13 protein-coding genes and 1 pseudogene are annotated in these 18,052 nt (G+C 76.4%); 7 read left to right on the top strand and 7 right to left on the bottom strand.

Annotated elements, in window-relative coordinates; genetic code table 11:
* The first annotated feature begins 1 nt into the window (after position 1).
* The 4 genes from GQS52_RS05120 (at position 2) to GQS52_RS05105 (ending at position 4,870) form a co-directional block, all read left to right on the top strand.
* A complete protein-coding gene (locus tag GQS52_RS05120; RefSeq protein WP_182311867.1) occupies positions 2-2,236 on the top strand; it encodes a prolyl oligopeptidase family serine peptidase in 2,235 nt (744 codons plus the stop codon).
* Positions 2,237-2,402: 166 nt separating this feature from the next.
* Positions 2,403-2,831, top strand: a complete 429-nt coding sequence (locus tag GQS52_RS05115; RefSeq protein WP_182311866.1) for a hypothetical protein — start codon at positions 2,403-2,405, stop codon at positions 2,829-2,831.
* Between the two features lie 119 nt (positions 2,832-2,950).
* Positions 2,951-3,988, top strand: coding sequence for an LD-carboxypeptidase (locus GQS52_RS05110; RefSeq protein WP_182311865.1), 1,038 nt, complete (start codon positions 2,951-2,953; stop codon positions 3,986-3,988).
* Between the two features lie 138 nt (positions 3,989-4,126).
* Positions 4,127-4,870 (top strand): glucose 1-dehydrogenase, encoded by a 744-nt coding sequence (locus GQS52_RS05105; RefSeq protein ID WP_182311864.1) that lies wholly within the window; start codon positions 4,127-4,129, stop codon positions 4,868-4,870.
* Positions 4,871-5,054: 184 nt separating this feature from the next.
* Here the strand turns inward: GQS52_RS05105 and GQS52_RS05100 are convergent, their stop codons facing one another.
* A complete protein-coding gene (locus GQS52_RS05100; RefSeq protein WP_182311863.1) occupies positions 5,055-6,218 on the bottom strand; it encodes an acyl-CoA dehydrogenase family protein in 1,164 nt (387 codons plus the stop codon).
* Between the two features lie 211 nt (positions 6,219-6,429).
* On the opposite strand from GQS52_RS05100, the gene GQS52_RS05095 reads away from it, so the two are divergent.
* Positions 6,430-7,329 carry a LysR family transcriptional regulator gene (locus GQS52_RS05095; RefSeq protein ID WP_182311862.1) on the top strand — a complete coding sequence of 300 codons (900 nt, stop codon included), beginning with the start codon at positions 6,430-6,432 and terminating at the stop codon, positions 7,327-7,329.
* Positions 7,330-7,431: 102 nt separating this feature from the next.
* Here the strand turns inward: GQS52_RS05095 and GQS52_RS05090 are convergent, their stop codons facing one another.
* Positions 7,432-7,857, bottom strand: coding sequence for a hypothetical protein (locus tag GQS52_RS05090; RefSeq protein WP_182311861.1), 426 nt, complete (start codon positions 7,855-7,857; stop codon positions 7,432-7,434).
* Positions 7,858-8,096: 239 nt separating this feature from the next.
* Between GQS52_RS05090 and GQS52_RS05085 the strand changes: the two genes are divergently transcribed.
* Positions 8,097-8,828, top strand: coding sequence for a tyrosine-protein phosphatase (locus tag GQS52_RS05085; RefSeq protein ID WP_259370594.1), 732 nt, complete (start codon positions 8,097-8,099; stop codon positions 8,826-8,828).
* Between the two features lie 275 nt (positions 8,829-9,103).
* A complete protein-coding gene (locus GQS52_RS27030) occupies positions 9,104-9,934 on the top strand; it encodes a hypothetical protein (protein ID WP_220472742.1) in 831 nt (276 codons plus the stop codon).
* A gap of 1,305 nt (positions 9,935-11,239) precedes the next feature.
* Here GQS52_RS27030 and GQS52_RS05075 read toward each other — a convergent pair.
* The 5 genes and pseudogenes from GQS52_RS05075 to GQS52_RS05050 all read right to left on the bottom strand — a co-directional run bounded on the left by GQS52_RS05075 (position 11,240) and on the right by GQS52_RS05050 (position 18,014).
* Positions 11,240-12,670 (bottom strand): HtaA domain-containing protein, encoded by a 1,431-nt coding sequence (locus tag GQS52_RS05075; protein WP_182311860.1) that lies wholly within the window; start codon positions 12,668-12,670, stop codon positions 11,240-11,242.
* 55 nt (positions 12,671-12,725) lie between these two features.
* Entirely contained in the window at positions 12,726-13,499 is a 774-nt protein-coding gene (locus GQS52_RS05070; RefSeq protein WP_182311859.1) for a hypothetical protein, read from the bottom strand.
* Complete coding sequence (locus GQS52_RS05065; RefSeq protein ID WP_182311858.1) at positions 13,400-14,401, bottom strand: hypothetical protein; 1,002 nt, start codon at positions 14,399-14,401, stop codon at positions 13,400-13,402. Before GQS52_RS05065 ends, GQS52_RS05070 begins: the two co-directional genes overlap by 100 nt.
* 411 nt (positions 14,402-14,812) lie before the next feature.
* A pseudogene (locus GQS52_RS28195) lies at positions 14,813-15,651 on the bottom strand (ABC transporter ATP-binding protein).
* 5 nt (positions 15,652-15,656) lie between these two features.
* On the bottom strand, positions 15,657-18,014 hold the full coding sequence (locus GQS52_RS05050) for an iron chelate uptake ABC transporter family permease subunit (RefSeq protein ID WP_259370593.1): 2,358 nt from the start codon (positions 18,012-18,014) through the stop codon (positions 15,657-15,659).
* Positions 18,015-18,052: the final 38 nt, after the last annotated feature.

Here is an 18,052-nt window from a genome sequence, read left to right as displayed (position 1 = left end):
CGTGACCGTCGAGGCCCCCTACGGGACATGGACCTCCCCGGTCGACGCCCGGCTCGCTGCCGGGCACGCCGGCGCACCCGAGTTCATCGGCACGGTCGGCGACGAGGTGTGGTGGACCGAGCCCCGTCCCGACGAGGGCGGCCGGCGCACCCTGGTGCGCCGACGGGCCGACGGCACCACCGCCTCCGCGCTCCCTGCACCGTGGAACGTGCGCAGCCGGGTGATCGAGTACGGCGGAACACCGTGGGCGGGCGTCCCCGGGAGCGGGAGCCGAGCCGCGGGCCGGGGCGGGAGCCGGGACGGGGACGGTGGCGGCCCGCTCGTGGTGTTCACCGACTTCGCCGACCAGCGGCTCCACCGCTTCGACCCGGACTCGGAGGCCGGACCGCGCCCGCTGACCCCGCTCTCGCCGGCCGGCGGCGGACTGCGCTGGGCCGACCCGGTGATCGTGCCGGAACGGGACGAGGTCTGGTGCGTGCTCGAGGAGTTCACCGGCGACGCGCCCACCGACGTGCGCCGCCTGATCGCAGCCGTCCCCCTGGACGGCTCGGCCGCAGACGACCGCACCGCGGTGCGCGAACTCGGCGACGACGGCCACCGGTTCGTCACCGGCCCCCGGATCTCGCCCGACGGGCGGCGGGTCGCCTGGATCGCCTGGGACCACCCCCGGATGCCGTGGGAGGCGACCGCACTGAAACTCGCCGACCTCGCCGAGGACGGCACCTTCACCGCCGTCCGCACCGTCCTGGACGGCACCGCCCCGGAGACGGCCGGGGAAGAGGAGCCGGGGGCGCAAGGGGCGCCGGGGGAGTCGCGGTCGCAAGGGGCGCCGGGGGAGTCGGTCGTACAGGTCGAGTGGGCCCCCGACGGCTCCCTGCTGGCCGTCACCGACCGCACCGGCTGGTGGAACCTGCACCGCGTCGACCCCGCCACCGGCCGGGTCGAGGAACTGTGCCCCCGCCGGGAGGAGTTCGGCGGTGCGCTGTGGCGCATCGGGCTGCGGTGGTTCACGGTCCTGCCCGACGGCAGGGCCGCCGTGCTGCACGGCCGCGGCGGCATGCGGCTCTCCCTGCTGGACCCGGGGACCGGGGAGCTGACCGCGGTCGCCGGACCGTGGACCGAGTGGTCCCCCACCCTCGCCGTCCGCGGCGGCCGGGTGTTCGGCGCGGCCGCGTCGGCCCGCCGCTCCCACGAGGTCGTCGAGGTGTGCGCGGACACCGGCCGCACCCGGGTGGTGGGCAGCCCGCACCGCGACGCCGTCGATCCCGCCCACCTGCCCGAGCCGGTCGTCCGGACCTTCACCGGTCCCGGCGGTCGCGAGGTCCACGCCCAGCTCTACCCGCCGCGCAACCCCGGTTTCACCGCGCCCCCCGGCGAACTGCCCCCGTACGTGGTGTGGGCGCACGGAGGGCCGACCGACCGGGCCCCCGTGGTCCTGGACCTGGAGATCGCCTACTTCACCGGCCGGGGCATCGGCGTCGTGGAGGTCAACTACGGCGGCTCCACCGGCTACGGCCGCGAATACCGCGAGCGGCTGCGGGAGAACTGGGGGGTGGTCGACGTCGAGGACTGCGCCGCGGTGGCCCGCGCCCTGGCCGACGACGGCACCGCCGACCCCGCCCGGCTGGCGATCCGCGGCGGCAGCGCCGGCGGCTGGACGGTGATGGCGTCCCTCACCGGCCCCTCCACCGCCGGCCTGTACGCCTGCGGCGCCGCCCGCTACCCCGTCCTGGACCTGCACGGATGGGCGAACGGAGGAACCCACGACTTCGAGTCCCGGTACCTGGACTCCCTCGTCGGGCCCCTCCCCGGAGCCGCGGACCGCTACCACGACCGCTCCCCGGCCAACCGCGCGGACCGCCTGGTGCGCCCCTTCCTGCTGCTGCAGGGCCTGGACGACGCCATCTGCCCGCCCGCCCAGTGCGAGCACCTCCTCGAGGCGGTCGCCGGACGGGGCGTGCCCCACGCCTACCTGTCCTTCGCCGGCGAGGGCCACGGCTTCCGCCGCGCGGAGACCCTGCAGGCCGCACTGGAGGCCGAACTCGGCCTGTACGCGCAGGTCATGGGCTTCACCACCCCCGGCGTCCCACCCCTGGACCCGACCGTGCGACACGCCCCCGGGAGCGCCGGGGCGCGCCCCGGGACTTCCTGGAACTCCTTGCCGGTTCCCGGCAACGCCCGCCCCGCGTCTCCTGCCGACGCGGCCCGGTACGCCCCCGCCCCGCAGCGGCCATGATGGGGCGGGGACGGCCGGGGTCGGCCGGGACCGGGGAGAAGCGGCCGGGACCGGACCCCGGACCGCACGGGGGAAACCCACGGGGGACGGCATGGGAAGAGAAGCACACCCGGACGGGTGCGCCGGGAAGTACGGGCTGCCGGGACCGAGGTTGCCGGGACCGAGGTTGCCGGGACCGGCGCCGGCGGGGCCGGGGCCGGCGGGCCTGCCGCTGCCGGGGCCGCCCCTTCCCGGCCCGCCGCCGTCGCGAGGCGCAGGGCCCGACGGCACCGCGGACCGTGACGCGGGCCGGGGCCCGTCCAAGGACTCCTCCCGAGCCGCCGCCCTCCTCCGGTTCCCCGCGGCCCTCGCCCTGGCCGCGGGCCGGACGTCCACCCCGCCGCGCACCTGCCACGCCCCGTCCCGGCTGCTCACGGCGGCCGGCCTCGCCCTGTACGCCGTGCTCCTGGTCAACACCGTTCCCCGACTGCTCGGGGCCTCGCGGGCGGCGGTCGGGGTCTGCACCTGCACCGGCATCGCGCTGACACTGCTCTCCGTCGCCCTCGTCACCGCCCACAGCGCCAGGGACCGGCCCGCCCCCGGAGCCGGAGGCTGAGCCCGCCGAACCCCGTTCCACGCCGCATCCCCCGGCGCACCCGGGACGCCCCGGCGGGGGCCGGGTGACGCCCCGGCGGGACACCGGTGGCGCCCCGGCGCTCTGCCAGAATCGGCGGCATGCCTACTGCCGGTACCGCGTCCTCCTCCGCCCCGCCGCCCGAGCCCCTCCTGCCGGGCGGGGCCCTCTCCCCGGGCGGGATCCCGGACGGCGTGCCCGCCGCCGGGCTCGTCCGGCCGCGCCGCCTCGTCCCCGGCGACCGGGTCGCCGTCGTCGCCCCCAGCGGGCCGGTGCCGCGCGAGCGGCTGGACGCGGGAGTGGACGTCCTGCGCGGCTGGGACCTGGACGTGGTCGTGGCCCCGCACGTCCTCGACCGGCACCCCGGGTTCGAGTACCTGGCCGGGCAGGACGAGGCCCGCGCCCGCGACCTGCAGGAGGCGTGGCTCGACCCGTCGGTCTCCGCCGTGCTGTGCGCCCGCGGCGGCTACGGCGCCCAGCGCATGGCCGACCTGCTGGACTGGGACGCGATGCGCGCCGCCGGGCCGAAGGCGTTCGTGGGCTTCAGCGACATCACCGCCCTGCACGAGGCGTTCGCCGCCCGCCTGGGCCTGGCCACCCTGCACGGCCCGATGACCGCGGCCCTCTCCTTCCTCAAGGACCAGCCCACCCAGGAGCACCTGCGCCGCACCCTCTTTGCACCGGAGGAGGTCCGGACCCTCGCCGCGCCCGCGGGCCCGGGGCACAGCAGGGCCCTGGTGCCCGGGCGGGCCCGCGGGGTCACCGCGGGCGGCTGCCTGAGCCTGCTCGCCGCAGGCCTGGGGACCCCCGGCGTCCGCACCTCGCTCCGCGGCGCGCTCCTGCTGCTGGAGGACGTCGGCGAGGAGCGCTACCGGCTCGACCGCTACCTGACCCAGTTGCTGCGCTCCGGCCTGCTCGACGGCGTGGCCGGCGTCGCCCTGGGCTCCTGGCAGGACTGCGGCCCGGACGAGCCGCTGGCGGAGCTGATGCTCGACCGCCTCGGCCCGCTGGGCGTACCCGTCCTGTGGAACCTCGGCTTCGGCCACTGCGGGAGCCACATCACCGTCCCCCTGGGCGTCCCGGCAGTCCTGGACGCCGACGCCGGAACCTTGACCTGCGAACTCCCCGCCCTGGCCTGAGCCGGGCCGCACTCCTGCATGCCCCGGCCCGGCCCGGGGCGGGACGGTACGGGTCGGTTCGGGGCGGGACGGGCAGGCTGCGACGGGGTAAACGTGTCCCGTCCGACGCGGTGAGGCACGGAAAGGGGAGCGGCGGTCATGGGTGTTCTGGAGGGCCGCAGGGCCCTGGTGACGGGCGGGTCGCGCGGGATCGGGCGAGCGGTCGTGGAGCGGCTGGCGCGCGACGGCGCCCACGTGGTGCTGAGCTACCGCGAGCGCAGGGGCGACGCGGAGGACGTGGTCGCGGAGGTCGGGTCCCGGGGCGGCCGGGCCGTCGCGGTGCGCGCGGACCTGTCCTCGGTCGCGGCGGTGCGCACCCTGGTGACCGAGGCGGAGGAGACCCTCGGGGGAGGCCTGGACATCCTCGTCAACAACGCCGGGTGGGCCGTCTCGGCACCCCTGGACGAGGTGACCGAGGAGGACTACGACCGGATCATGGCGGTCAACGCCAAGGCCCCCTTCTTCGCCATGCAGTACGCCGCCCGCCGCATGCCCTCCGGCGGGCGCATCGTCAACGTCTCCTCGCTCAACACCCTGCTGCCCGCCCCCGGGGTGTCGGTGTACGCGGGGTCGAAGGGGGCGCTGGAGCAGTTCACCGCGGTCGCGGCCAAGGAGCTGGGGCCGCGCGGCATCACCGTCAACGCGGTCCTGCCCGGGGCGGTGGACACCGAGCTGCTGCGCGAGGCCAACACCACCGAGAACCTGGCGATGGTCGTCAGCATGACGCCGTTGGGGCGGCTGGGCCGGCCGGCCGACATCGCCGACGTCGTCGGCTTCCTGTGCGGGCCGGACGCCCGCTGGATCACCGGCAGGTGCCTGCGGGCCGACGGCGGCGTCATGTGACGCGGCACCGGGCGCGGCCGCCGGGGCGGGTGAATCGCGGCGGCAAACCGTAGAGGGAAAGCGACAAAACGGACGGAATTTCTACGGTTTGGCACCCCGGTTCGCTCAGGGCATTCGCGTCCCGGCCCTCGACACGGTGCTGTACGGGCCGGTGGGCGCCGGGCCTTCCGGGCCGCCGGGGCGGTCACGGGGTCAGGGCGTCCACCCCGGTCAGGGCGCGGCCGATGAGCAGCTTCTGCACCTGGCTGGTGCCCTCGTACAGGGTCAGTACGCGGGCGTCGCGCACGTACTTGCCCACCGGGTACTCGTCGATGAAGCCGTAGCCGCCGAAGACCTGCAGGGCGTTGTTGGAGACCCGGACCGCGGTCTCGCTCGCGAAGTACTTGGCCATCGAGGCGGCCTTCGCCAGCTTCTCGCGGGGGGCGTTCGCGTCGACGAGGGAGGCGGCCTTCAGGGTGAGCAGCCGGGCGGCCTCGATGTCGACGGCCGAGTCGGCCAGCAGCTCCTGCACCAACTGGTGGTGGGCGATGGTACGGCCGAACTGGGTGCGTTCACCGGCGTACTTCACCGCCGCGTCCAGGGCGGCCCGGGCCAGGCCCACGGCGCCGGCCGCCACCGATATGCGGCCCTTGGTGAGGGTGCCGAGTGCGATGCCGAAGCCCCGGCCGACCTCGCCCAGGCGGGCGGAGTCCGGCACCCGCACGCCGTCCAGGACCAGTTCGGCGGTGGGCTGGCCGCGCAGGCCGAGCTTGCCGTGGATGAGGTTGGCGGTGAAGCCGGGGGAGTCGGTGGGCACCAGGAAGGCGGTGATCCCGCGGGCGGCGTCCTCACCGGTGCGGGCGAACAGCACGCACAGGTCGGCCCAGGTGCCGTTGGTGATGAACATCTTCCGGCCGGTGATCACCCAGTCGTCGCCGTCGCGGACCGCGCGGGTGCGCAGGCTGCCTGCGTCCGACCCGCTGCCCGGTTCGGTCAGTCCGAAGCAGCCGACCGCCTGCCCGCTCGCCAGCCGGGGCAGCCACTGCTCCTTCTGCTCCTTCGTGCCGTGGGCGTTGACGGTCTTGGCGGCCAGCCCCAGGGAGACCGAGACCAGGCCGCGCACGGCGGAGTCGCCCCGCCCCAGTTCCTCGGTCACGGCCGCGTAGGAGACGGTGTCGGCCTCCACGCCGCCGTACTCCTCCGGCAGGGTCAGGCCGAGGAAGCCCAGCTCGCCCAGGCGCAGCATGATCGACCGGTCCACCTCTTCGCGGCGGTCCCACTCCCGGGCTCTGGGCGCGAGTTCGGCGTCGGCGAAGGCCGCGGCCACGGCGCGGAACTCGGCCTGCGTCTCGTCCAGTTCGAAGCTCATGGCGTGCCTGTCACGTCCTTCGGGCGGAGGGGGCGTCGTGTCGTGCCGTCCGACGACTCACCTTTTCAGCGCGGCTCCTATAGCGTCCAATACCGAATCCGGACATCAGTCGGACGGATCCGGTCTCAATCGGACCGAAGAAAGCCCCGAACGGACACGGGGTGGCGCGCGGGGGACGGACGGCGGGGCGCGGGGCGGAGAGGAGGAGCCGGTGGAACTGCGTCACATCGCCGGGTTCGTCGCGGTGGCCGAGGAACTGCACTTCGGCCGCGCCGCGGCCCGGCTGAACATGGCACAGCCGCCGCTGAGCCAGCAGATCCGGCAACTGGAACGGGAGCTCGGGCAGCAGCTGTTCGAACGCAGCACCCGCACGGTGCGGCTCACCCCGGCCGGCGAGGCGTTCCTCGAACCGGCCCGCAGGGTGCTCGCCGACGTCGAGGTCGCCCGCCTGGCCGCCCAGGCCGGCGGACGCGGCGAGGTGGGCCGGGTCGGCATCGCCTTCGCCGGGGCCAGCACCCACGAGGCGCTGCCCCGCCTCACCCGCGCGGTACGGGCCGCCCACCCGGGCATCGAGCTCCACCTGCACGGCCAGCTGTACTCCGGCGAGGCGCTGGCGAAGGTCGCGAACGGGGAGATCGACCTCGGCTTCGTCCGGCTGCCGGTGCGCCGGGAGGGGGTGTCGGTGCGGGTGGTCGCCCACGAGCAGCTGCTCCTCGCCCTGCCCGCCGACCACCGGCTCGCCGGGAGCGGGGCGGTGGACCTGCGCGACATGGCGGACGAGCCGTTCGTCACCCTCCCCGGCACCCGCGGCTCCGCGGTGCGCGACGCACTGGTCCACTCCTGCCTCTCGGCCGGCTTCACCCCGCGCATCGCCCAGGAGGCGCCCGACACCCACACCATCCTCGCCCTCGTGGGAGCCGGTGTGGGGGTGACCATGACGGTCTCCTCGGTGCGGCACACCGCCTTCGACGGCGTCTTCCGGCCCGTGGCGGGCGTGCCCCCGCAGACCCTGTCCATGGCCCTGGCCTGGCGCAGCGACAACCCCTCGGCCGCCCTCCGCGCCGTCCTCGCCGCCGCGGAACAGGCCCTCCCCACCCCGCCGGACCCGTGACGCGCGCCGGAGCCGTGACGCGTACCGGAGCCGTGACGCGTACCGGAGTCGCGACGCGTACCGGAACCGGCCCCGGTACACGTCACGGCTCCGGTACGCGGCCTACGGCGCCGGCTCCCCGGCCGTCCGTGTCCCCTCGAGCACCCTGACCGACGACGCCCCGTGGACGTCGGCGCCGGTCGCGTCCACGTGCCATCCGGCGGCCCGGAGGACCTCCCCCAGGGCGTTCGTCATGGTGTCCAGGACCGAGCCGCCGAACTCGGCGATGCGGTGGCCCGGGCCGTCCGCCGCGAGGGTCATCCTCGTCAGCTCCGCGCTGGGGCACCACCGCACGTGGACGCCCGGGGACCCGTCCCGGCCGGGGTCGTAGGAGACCAGGGCCCCCGGGGCGCCGTCCGTGCGTCCCCGCCGGCCGCACCCGCCGTGGATCACCGGCAGCCCGGCCAGGCACAGGTCCGCCTCGACCGCCGACGCGATGCGACTGAGCTCCCTCTGTTCCTCCGGGCTGACCCTTTCAGGTGTCGTCACCTGCGATCCCTCCCTGGTACTGCCGAACGAATCAGTCGGCCTCCACTTCACCAGACGCCCCGGAGCCGCCCGCACCCAGGCGACCCTTACGGACCGCGGCCGGGGGCGGGCGGGGCGGCCGGGTGCGGCCGGGCCGGGCGAGGACGGAGGAAGGGACGGCGGGAACCGCGCCCCGCCGCCGGAGCGTCCCCGGCAGTCGAAGGGCGGGACGGTCCGCCCGGCGCGAGGGGGAGGCGACCGTGGACCTGCATGCGGACCGGCACCTGGACTGGGACGGCTGCTTCAACGTGCGCGACCTCGGCGGGATGCCCACCGCCGACGGCGGCGCGGTCCGCAGGGGCGCCCTGGTGCGCGCCGACGCGGTCGACAGCCTCACCGCGTCCGGCTGGGAGGCGCTGTGGGAGCACGGCGTCCGCACCGTCGTCGACCTGCGCAACGACGACGAGCTCGGGCCCGACGCCGCGCCCCGCCCCGCCGGGCTGACCACCCTCCACCTGCCGCTGGACGGCATCGAGGACACCGAGTTCTGGTCCCGCTGGAGCGACGGCCCCGACGGCACCCCGCTGTACTACCGTCCCTTCCTCGACCGCTTCCCGCAGCGCGCGGCCCGCGTCGTCTCGGCCGTGGCACGGGCCGAACCCGGCGGCGTCCTCTTCCACTGCGCGGTCGGCCGCGACCGCACCGGCCTGGTCGCGATCCTGCTGCTCACCCTCGCCGGCGTCGCTCCCGAAGTGGTCGCCGCCGACTACGAGCTGAGCCTCGACCGGGTGCCCGCCCGCCTCGCGGCCCTGGGCCGCCCCGACGACCGCGAGGAGATCCAGGCCCTCATGGACAAGGAAGGCACCACTTTCCGGGAGGCCGTCGTGTCCCTGGCCGCCGGCTTCGACATGGCCGACCGCCTGTGCTCGGCCGGCGGCCTGCCCCGGGAGGACATCGAGGCCTTCCGCGCCCGCCTGACCGCTTCCCGGTGACGGGGTGCCCGCAGGGCGGGGCCCGGCCGGGCCCCGCGTGCTCCGCCGCTCCGGGCGGGCCGAGGGCGGTGTCCGCGGCCACGGTCCGCCGTGCCGCCGTTGCCCGGACGCGGAAACGACCGGTACTCGGTAGCTGCCGGTCACCGGCCTGACCCGGACGGAGGCGCCCCCGCATACTGTGGGGGCCCTGCCGGGAGGGGTGCCGCGGCACCGCACGACCGGGCCCGGAGAACGCGGGCGGGGGCGCGTCGACGAACCGCGGCAGAGGTGACCGGATGACCCGCAGGAACGGGAACGGCCGGGAGCCCGCGCGGCGGGGGAACGCCCGTCCGTTCCGTGAACTCCCCGGTGCGCGGCGCCGCGTCCGGTGGCGGCGCCTGGGCGGCTTCGTGACACTCGTCCTCGGCCTGAGCGTGCTCCTGGTGTCGGTGGTGGTCTTCTCCACGGTGCCGGGCGCCGTCGAGGAGGCCCGGGCCTTCCGGGCGGCCGCCGAGTGCGACGGTCCGGCGGAGGGGGAGCCACGGGAAGCCCGGGAGGGGCGGGACTGCCTGCGGTCCGTCAATGCGACGGTGCGGTCGGTCACCATCAACAAGAAGTCCAATCCGCGTGACTACAGACTGTTCCTGAGCGGCCCGGACGGCGTGCCGGAGGAACTCTCCCTCCTCGGGGACGGGCCGGTGCTGAAACGCCTGGGGTCCGGTGACCGGATCGGGGTGACCATGTGGCGGGACCGTGCCGTGGCGATCACCCACGGCGGGCTCACCCAGGACGGAATCGACGACCCCGAGGGCATGCCGGAGATCTCCACCGGTGTCGGCCTGGTGCTGCTCACCGCGGGCGGCTGCCTGCTGTACCTCGGAGGCCACTTGGTCGTCCGCGCCCGCGACGTCGCCGAGCACGGGCCGCCTCCGTTCTACAAGGACCTCTCCCTCGGAGGGGTGGGGACCTCGCTGGGGGCGATACCCGCAGTGCTCGCAGGGAACGCGGCGGCCGGCTCCGCCGGGGACCCCGTTGCGGGCCCCGTCGTGACGGCCGTGGTCTGGCTCGTCCTGGCTCTCGTGGTCACCGTCCTGATGCGGCTGTTGCGGGGGTTCCTCCACCCGTAGGCCCCGGGCACACGCCCGGGGACGGCCGCCGTTCCCGGGCGGCCCGCGCGGCGCCCGCGGCAGCGGCGCGGACCGCGACCCGGGCGACGAACCGCCGCAGGGGGTGTCGTGGAGCCGTCGGCGGCGGACGGCCGCATCGCGAGGTCCGTGGGGGAGCCCGTCACTCCTCCCCACGGGCTCTTCCCACGGACTCCGTGCGCACCGTGCCGGGCGGACGGGGCCGTGCGCACCGTGCCGTGCGGACGAGGCCGCCGGCCGGGGCCGGTTACCGGGTGGCCTCCCGAGTGCGGAAGCGCAGGGCGTCGAGGGCGGCGGGGTCGCCGGTGCAGGCGACGGACGCGTCGCCCAGGGGGTGCCGTCCCACAGCCGGAGGAGGAGATCGGAGGGGTCGCCCTCGATCAGCAGGTCGGGGGCGGTGTCCGCCGAGGGCGCCGGATCCGTAGCCTCGGCGGCCGGCACGACGCGTTCCGCTGTCAGGACGAGGTCCCAGCGACGTCCGGCGCAGCGCAGGGACACCGTCCGCCCGGCGTCGTCCGGACGGACGGCCCAGCCGCCGAAGTCGTGGGTGAGGAAGCCGAGGAACTCGTCGACGCCGTCGGCGGCGAGTTCCGGGTCGACCGGGGTCTCCCGGCCGGGGCCGGCGGCCTGTTCGGCGTCCACGCGGTGGACGGCCGTCTCGTGCGCCATGCGCCGGTACCAGAAGCCCACCGTCTGGTCCGGGGGGAACCAGGTGGGGGAGGGCTGCCGAGGGTCCCGGGAGGCGAGCTCGTCGAGGAGTGCGTCGCGCACGCGGGTGAACCAGGCGGGCAGGTCGGCCGCCGCGGCGGGAGGCGTCGTCCGCTCGCCGTCCTCGGGCATCCGGCCCAGCCGCATGCACAGGATCTTGTGCTCGTACACCCCGCCGACGTGCCGTACGAGGTCGGCTGCGGTCCAGTCGGGACAGGAGGGCACGGGGGAGTCGAGGTCCGACGCGGCTGCGGCGAGCAGACGGTCGCTGTCGGCACGGATCAGGTCGAGGTAGTGCTTGGCGTCCATGGGGACACCGTGCCGGACGACGAGGACGGATCGTGTCCGCGACCCGGGGTCGGCGAACTCCTTTTCGGGGAAAGGCGGATGCGGCGGACGGCGGAGGCGGGAGGGCCGGGGTCGCCGCTCCTGCGCACGGGGCGCCCCGGTCGCGCCCTCCGTCCCGCCGTGCCCTCCGTCCCGCCGTGCCCTCCGTGACGCCGTGACGCCGTGACGTCGGCGACGGCCGCCAGGGCACCTGCCCGGGCGGCCGTCGCGGGCGGCCGTCGTGGGCCGGTGTCAGGAGGCGTCTGCAAGGCGGCGTCGGGCGGCCGCGACGGCGGCGCCGCCTGCCGCGACGAGGAAGCCCGCGGCGGCGAGCGGCGCGGTGGCGTCGGTGCCGGTGTCGGCGAGCCTGCCACCGCTACCGGTTCCGGAGTCCTTGGCGGAGGGGGTGCCGCCGGTCGAGGAAGTGCTGCCGGTGCTGCCGGAGTCCGGACCGGTCGAGGAGCCAGGGGTGCCGGATCCGGTGCCGCCGGTGCTGCCGGAGTCACCGGAGTCACCGGAGCCACCGGACGTGGAGCCGCCGGAGCCGGAGGACGGCTCGGTGACGGTGAAGGCGTCGCCCTTGACGGAGGTGGGCGGGTTGGGGGCGAGGAAGCGCAGCCAGTGCGACCCCGCCTCGGTGGCGGCCGGAACGGTGACCGAGCCGGCGTGGGTGCCGTCGGACTTGACGGTGAACTGCTGCAGGATCTCGCCGTCGTCGAGCTTGACGGTCAGGGTCTCCCCGGCGGGGAAGCCCTTGACGCTGAAGCCCAGGGTGCCGCCGGCCTCGACGCTCTTGGCGTTGGTGGTGGCCGAGGCGTCACCGGTGGCGACCGCGGCCGGGGCGGCCCTGGTGGTGAGGTCGAGAGCCACGGCGGAGGTGCCGGGGAGGGAGGCGAGCCTGACCTGTCCGGCACCGGCGGCCAGGACGGCGCCGTCCCCGCCCGCGGCGAGGGAGGGAGCGGGGACGGCGGGGACGGCCGGGCCCCCGTCGGTTCCGCTGCCGCCGCCGGTACCGTCCGCACCCTCCGCGGCCCCGCCGTCCGTACCGCCGTCCGTACCGCCGTCCGTGCTGTCGGTCGTACCGCCGGTGGAGCCGTCGGCGGGGGGCTCGGCGGTGAGGATGCCGGGTGCGTCCTCGGTGAGGGCGGCCTCGGGGGCGGTGACCGTCACCGAGGAGTCCTCGGCGTCGACCTCGACGGCCGGCAGGTCGGCGATCCGCACGTCCCGCCGCTCGTCGGCCTCCTTTGTACCGGGGGCGGCGACGGTGTAGTCGGCGACGATGGCGGCGGTGCCGTCGGCGGCGAGTTCGACGTGCACGTCGCTGACGGTGGTGCGCACGCCGCTGCCGTCGGTCGCGGTGAGGTGGATCCGGCCGTCGAAGGCCACCTCGCCGGTGGCGCCGGAGGCGTCGACCTGCCCGTTCGCGCGGCCGAGGGTGACGGTGCGGCCGTCACCGTCGACGGCCGCACCGCCGTCGACGGAAACGGCGTGGGCGCCGCCGACGGGCAGTACCCACCGCAGGGTGCCGGAGGTGACCTCGGCCGGGGCGGGGTGCGCGGCCGCGTCGTCGGCGGCGTGCGCGGGGGAGGCCGTCATGGAGAGGGCGCCCAGGGCGAGGGCGGTGCCGGAGGCGAGGGCGGCGGCGCGGCGGAGGCCGGGACGGTCGTGCACGGTGGCGTCCAATCGGAGGAGAGGAACGGGGAGGGACGGGGGAGGGGAGCCGGGACCGGCCGGCGGGTCAGGCGTCCGGGGCGTCGCCGGTGCGGCGGCGGGCGACGGCCACGGCGGCACCGCCGAGGACGACGAGGGCTCCAGCGCCGGCCAGCGGCAGTGTGACGTCCGAGGCGCCGGTCGAGGCGAGTGCGCCGCCGGTGGTGGCGGTGGTGGTGAGGCTTCCGCCGGTCACCGGGGTCCCGGTGGAACCGGTGGAGGCTGCGGTGCCCGTGCCGCCGGTGGCCGAGCCGGTTCCGGCAGTGTCCGGGCCGCCCGCGGCGGAGTCGGCGGTGACGGTGAAGTCGGCCTTGTAGGTGTATCCGGGCTTGGCGAGGAAGCGCAGCCAGTGGGCGCCGGCCGCGGTGTCGGCGGGGACGGTGACCTCGTCGGAGACAGCGCCGTCCTCGCCGACGGTGAAGGTGTCGAGGATCTCGCCGTCGTCGAGCTTGACGGTGAGGGTGCCGCCGGCGGGGAAGTTCGCGACGGTGAAGCCGAGCTTCCCGCCCGCGGCGACCTCGCTCGCGGTGACCGCGACGGCCGGCTCGCCGGACGGGGTGCCGCCGCCCGGAGTTTCCCCGTCCGTGCTGCCGCCGTTGCCCGGGGCTGCGGCGGTGACGGTGAGGGCGGCGCGGGCGCTGTGACCGCCGGGCGCCAGGAAGAAGAGGGTGTGCTCGCCCGCGGTGGCGTCCGCGGGGAGGGTCAGCTCGCCGCTGTGGGTGCCGTCCTCGCCGATCGCCCCCTCGAACTGCTGGAGGACCGCGGCGTCGGCCTTGGCGTCGTCGCCCGTGCCGGTGCCCATCTTGACGGTGAGGGTGCCGCCGGCGGGGAAGTTCGCCACGGTGAAGCCGAGCTTCCCGCCCGCGGGGGCCTCGGCGGCGGCGAGGACGGCGGTCGGGGCCGCGGTCTCCGCTTCGTCACCGGAACCGTCCGAGCCGCCGGAACCGTCCTCGCCGCCGTCCTCGCTGCCGTCCGAGGGGGCGGTGACGGTGAGGGGCGCAAAGGGATTGGTGCCGGGGCGAGGAAGTACAGGCGGTAGTCGGCTGCGGCGGTCGTCACGGGGACGGTGACCGAGCCGGCGAAGGTGCCGTCCTCGCCGACGGTGAAGGCCGGGGCCGGCTGGACGCTGCTGCCGTCGGCGGCCTTGAGTTTGACGGTCAGGCCGGCGCCGGCCGGGTAGCCGGTGACGGCGAACGGGAGCCGCCCGCCGGCGGCCGTGGAGGGGGCGGCGGTGAGCACCTTCGCGGTCTCGGGGGCCGGGTCCGCGGACACGGTGAACCCGGGGTGGACCGCGGTGTTGGGGGCCAGGAAGTTGAACTGGTGGGCGCCTTCGGCGGTGTCGGCGGGCAGGGTGAGCCTCCCGGCCGCGGTTCCGACGGAGTTGACGGTGAAGGTGCCCAGCACCTTTCCCTTGTCCAGCTTGACGGTGAGTCGGGCGTCGGCCGGGTATCCGGTGACCGCGAAGGAGACGGTGCCGCCCGCCGCGATCCGGTCGCTGCCGAGCTGCACCTGCGGCTGTGCGGCCGCCTCCTCGACGGGCGCGGCCACGGTCGCGGCGGCGGCCGTCGGGGCGGTGCCCGCGGCGTGGGCGGCACCGGTGGCGAGGCCCGCGGTGCCGAGGACCAGGCCGGCGGCCGCGGCGGCTGCGCGGTGCAGGGGCGGGACCGGTGCGGGTTTCTGCGGGGACGTGCGGGCATGCTGCAACTCCTACGGGTGCACGCGGCGTTGCCGACGGCTTGGCGGGCCCACGGCGCACGGGCGGTGGCGCGGACGGCACCCGCGGGGAGATGCGTGTCGTGAACGTGGGCAGAGCTCGGGCAGAGCCTGGGGGCTCGTGTTCGCATCGAGAACGAACGAACTTAGGTTAGCCTAACCAACTCTCGGGCGGTGCTCCGGCCCGGTGACGTACACGTCACAGCTCCCCGAGGAGCCGCCTCCTGCCGCCTCCTGCCGCCTCCCCCGCACCCACGGCGACCGGACGGCGGCCCGCCGGAGTCGTGGTGGCAAAGAAGCACGACACGCCGTGAAAAGGCCCTGAGAAACTGACCTTCGGCACCACGACTCCGGCTGACCGCCGCCGGACGGCGGCCTCCGGCGCCGCTCCGCGGCGGCCCGTCAGGCCGCGTCCGCCCCCGCGTCCGTGTTCGCCCCCGCCCCCGCCCCCGCCCTCACGTCCGTCCCCGTCCGGGCGGCGGGGACGACCACCGGTGCTCCGTCGCCCGGTGCCCGCAGCACGTCCGCCTCCACGTCGTACAGTTCGCGCACCAGTGCGGCGTCGACGATCTCGCGCGGCGGCCCGGCGGCGACGATCCGCCCGTCGCGCATGGCGACCAGCTCGTCGGCGTACCGGGCCGCGCTGACCAGGTCGTGCAGGACCATCACCACGGTCCGCCCGCTGCGGGCGACGCCGCGCACCAGCTCCAGCACCTCCACCGCGTGGCCGAGGTCGAGTGCGCTGGTGGGTTCGTCGAGCAGGACGACGGGGGTGTGCTGGGCCAGGACCATCGCCAGCCAGCAGCGCTGCCGCTGACCGCCCGACAGCTCGTCCAGGCGGCGTCCGGCCAGGGCCTCGACGCCGGTCGCGGCCAGGGCCTCGCGCACCGCCCGCTCGTCCTCGCGCGACCACTGCCGGAACAGGCCCTGGTGCGGGTGGCGCCCGTAGCGGACCAGCCCGGCGACGGTGATCGCCTCGGGGCCTGCGGGGCCTGGGGCAGCAGGGCGAGGCGGTGCGCGGCCCGGCGCGGCGGAAGCTTCCACACGTCCTCGCCGCCGACCGTCACCGTGCCCGCGTCGGGCCTGTGCAGCCGGGCGACCGCGCGCAGCAGGGTGGACTTGCCGCAGCCGTTGGGGCCGACGACCGCCACCACCCGCCCGGCGGGGACGGCCAGGTCGACGCCGTCGACCACCGGGCGGCCGGGGTAGCCGGCGGTCAGGCCCTTCACATGCAGTTCCACGTCGGTCACGCCTTCCTCGACGGTGCGGTGCGGGTGTCGCCGAACAGGACCCACAGCAGGAACGGTCCGCCCAGCACCCCGGTGACGACGCCCACCGGGATCTCGGCGGGGGCGACGACGCGGCCCAGGGTGTCGGCGGCCACGACCAGCCCGGCGCCCAGCAGCGCCGAGCCGACGACGGGCACCCGGGCCGGGCCGGTCAGCCGCGCGGCCAGGATCGGGGCGGCCATGGCGAGGAACCCGACCGGCCCCGCGATGCCGACGGACAGCCCGGCCAGGGCGACGGCCAGCAGCAGCACCAGCAGCCGCACCCGGCGCAGGCGCACGCCCAGCGAGAGGGCCACTTCGTCGTCGAAGCGCAGCACGGCCAGTTGCCGCCCGGCGAGCACGGCCAGGGGCAGCAGCACGGCCAGGCACAGGCCCACCGGGCCGGCGACGGCGTAGTCGCGCCCGTTGAGACTGCCCAGGGACCACACGAACAGCCCACCGGCGCTCTGCAGGTTCTCGCGCGCCATCGCCAGCTGGACCAGGGCGTTCGTCACCGTGGACAGGCCCAGGCCGACGACCAGGATGCGGTGGCCGCGGGTGCCCGTGCCGCCCGCGGCCAGCACGACGAGGGCCGCCGCCGCGGCGGCGCCGACCGGGCCCAGCCACCACTGGCCCAGGGTCGCGGCGCCGGTGCCGGTGACGCTGAGGAGCACCGCGGCGGTGGCGCCGCCGTTGACACCGAGCAGGTCGGGGGTGGCGAGCCGGTTGCCGGACAGGGTCTGGGTCAGGCAGCCGGCCGTGCCGAGCGCCGCCCCGCACAGCAGGCCGGCGACGATCCGCGGCAGCCGGAACTCCTGCACCAGCAGCACGTCCAGCGGGTCGCCGATGCCGAGGAGCGCCTGCGCGGCGGCCGGCGGGGACATGTCCGAGGAGCCGACGAGGACGGAGGCGGAGACCAGGAGGAACACCACCAGGCCCAGGGCCGTCCCGGCGAGCGCGGAGCGGCGCGGCAGCAGCACCGACAGCGTGCCGGCGCGCACCACGACGCTGTCCTCGGGACGACCGGCGGCGCGGCGGGGGAGGACGGCGCGGGAGGCGAGGACGACAAGGGAGGGGAAGGTGCCGTGGCCGGGGAGGGGGCCGCGGCGGGGGAGGGGGACGGCGCGTCCGTCGGGTTCGTGCCGGTCACCGGGGGCCCCCGCCGGGGGTGGACAGGGCGAGCATGCGCCGGGAGCGGGCGATCCACACCAGCACCGGCCGCCGGCCAGGGCCAGCAGGACGCCGACCGGCGTCTCGTAGGGCTGGTCGTACAGGCGGGCCAGGATGTCGGCGCCCAGCAGCACGACCGGCCCGACGACCGCGGACAGGGCGATCTGCGCCCCGGTGCGCGGTCCGGCGACGGTGCGGGCGAGGTAGGGGGCGAGCAGGCCGAGGAAGGCGACGGGGCCGGCCAGGGCGACGGCGGCACCGGTGAGCAGGGTGACCGAGACCGAGGCGGTGACGCGCACCGCGCCGGGGCGGTGGCCGAGGGCGCGGGCCGCGTCGTCGCCCAGGGCGAGGGCGGACAGCGGCCTGGCGCAGCCGAGGGCGATCAGCAGGCCGGCCGCCACGGCGGGCAGCACGGTCCACGCCTTGTCCGCGTCGGCCAGGGCGAGCGAGCCGACCACCCAGTAGCGGTACTCGTCGAAGCTGGCCTGGCGGCCCAGCAGGACGAAGGAGGTCAGGCCGTGGAAGGTGGCGCCGAGGGCGGAACCGGCGAGCACCAGCCGCAGCGGGCCGGCGCCCGAGCGGCCGGACGCGGCGAGCAGCAGCACCACGGCGCTGGCGGCCAGGGCGCCGAGGAACGACCACAGCAGGTACTCGTGGCCGGTGGCGGCGCCGAACCAGGTGAGGCCGGTCACCACGCCCAGCGCGGCACCGGAGTTGACGCCGAGCAGGCCGGTCTCGGCGAGCGGGTTGCGGGTGACGGCCTGCAGCAGCGCGCCGGCCGCGCCCAGGCAGGCGCCGACCAGGACGCCCACGGCGGTTCGGGGCAACCGGAGTTCGGCCACGGCGAGCCGGACGCGCTCGTCGGCGCGGGCGGCGGGGTCGCCGAGCAGGAAGTCCCAGGAGCGCGGCACGGACACGGTGCCGGCCCCGACCAGCAGCGACAGCACCATCAGGGCCGCCAGGGCCAGTAGGAGGACGGCCGCGGCCAGGGGCACGGCGAGGTCCCGGCGGCGTTGGGCGGGCTCCACCGAGGCACCGGCCCCGCCGGTCCTGTCACCGTCCCGGCCGGTGCCGCGGCCGTCCCGGCCGGTGCCGGTACCGGTGGCGCGGGGCGTGGCCGGGCCGCTCGGCGGGGAATCCCCCGCCGGGTCTTGCGTGATGGACATATGGTTAGCCTAACCTAAGTGCAATGTTGCCTCGGGGC

It is taken from the genome of Streptomyces sp. SCUT-3, assembly GCF_014083985.1.
In the GTDB taxonomy this organism is placed as follows: Bacteria; Actinomycetota; Actinomycetes; order Streptomycetales; family Streptomycetaceae; genus Streptomyces_H; species Streptomyces_H thermolineatus.
Note: the sequence above shows the minus strand (reverse complement) of the source record. Positions and strands in the feature narration are given on the sequence as shown.